This window comes from Pseudomonas sp. BF-R-30 (assembly GCF_019956175.1).
In the GTDB taxonomy this organism is placed as follows: Bacteria; Pseudomonadota; Gammaproteobacteria; order Pseudomonadales; family Pseudomonadaceae; genus Aquipseudomonas; species Aquipseudomonas jessenii.
Window position 1 is genome coordinate 1 of sequence record NZ_JAHBDE010000072.1, and the last position, 1492, is coordinate 1492.

Below are 1492 nucleotides of genomic sequence, written 5' to 3' on the forward strand. Positions count from 1 at the left end.
GTGTCGACGAAGCGGTCATGGTCGCCAAACAGCGTACGCGCCTGGCCTGGCCACGAATCGAGAATCACCAGGTTGCCCTCGGCCTCGCCTTCGACGATGTTGCCCAGGTTGTCCACCAGGGCCGGCACCACGCCGAAGAACGGACGCGCCGCAGAGCCTGGCTTGAGCGCATGAGCGCCCGGCAGCGGGCTCATCATGTTGCCGCCGGTTTCGGTCTGCCACCAGGTGTCGACGATCGGGCAACGGGACTTGCCGACATTCTTGTAGTACCAGTCCCAGGCTTCCGGGTTGATCGGCTCGCCCACCGAACCCAACAGGCGCAGGCTGCTGCCATCGGCGCCTTCAACGGCGGCGGTGCCCGAGGCCATCATGGCGCGGATCGCGGTCGGTGCGGTGTAGAGGATGTTGACCTTGTGCTTGTCGACGATCTTCGCCACCCGGGTGATGTCCGGGTAGTTCGGCACGCCTTCGAACAGCAGCGTGGTCGCGCCATTGGCCAGCGGGCCGTAGACGATGTAGCTGTGGCCGGTGACCCAGCCGACGTCGGCGGTGCACCAGTAGATTTCACCCGGGCGGTAGTCGAACACGCGCTCGTGGGTCATGGCCGCGTACAGCAAGTAGCCGCCGGTGGTGTGCTGCACGCCCTTCGGCTTGCCAGTGGAGCCGGAGGTGTAAAGGATGAACAGCGCTTCTTCGGCGCCCATCTCTTTCGGCGCACACACGGTGCCGGCCACTTTCATCAGGTCCTCGAACCAGATGTCGCGATGCTGGTTCCACTTGATGTCGCCACCGGTGCGCTTGCACACGATGACTTTCTGGATGCTGCTGGTTTCCGGGTTGGTCAGCGCGTCGTCGACGTTGGCCTTGAGCGGGATCTTCTTGCCGGCACGAATGCCTTCGTCGGCGGTGATCACCACTTTGGATTTGCAGTCGATGATGCGACCGGCCAGGGCTTCCGGCGAGAAACCGCCGAACACCACCGAGTGAATCGCGCCGATCCGGGTACAGGCCAGCATGGCGACCACGGCTTCGGGGATCATCGGCATATAGATAGTCACCACGTCGCCGCGGTGCACGTCCTGACCACGCAGGGCGTTGGCGAACTTGCACACTTGCTCGTGCAGTTCGCGGTAAGTGATGTTGCGGCTTTCGGTAGGGTCATCGCCCTCCCAGATGATCGCGACCTGATCGCCGCGCTCGGCCAGATGACGGTCCAGGCAGTTGTAGGAAACGTTCAGGGTGCCGTCGGCGAACCATTTGATGTCGACATGGTGATCGTCGAAGGAAGTCTGCTTCACCATGGTGAAAGGCTTGATCCAGTCGAGGCGCTTGGCTTGCTCGCGCCAGAAGCCGTCGGGGTTGACGACCGACTGCTGGTACATCGCCTTGTAGGTCGCCTCGTCGGTCAGCGTGTTAGCCAGAACCTCGGGACGAACGGGATACAGGGAAGCCGCACTCATCTTTCTTACCTCGGTGGAATAGTTGTTTTTGT

1 protein-coding gene is annotated in these 1492 nt (G+C 62.4%); it reads right to left on the reverse strand.

The genetic code is table 11. The features are described from left to right. Positions 1-1460 (reverse strand): acetate--CoA ligase (gene acs, locus KGB20_RS25715; RefSeq protein WP_223533212.1); only part of this gene is annotated, 1460 nt, incomplete at its 3' end. Positions 1461-1492 lie beyond the last annotated feature (32 nt).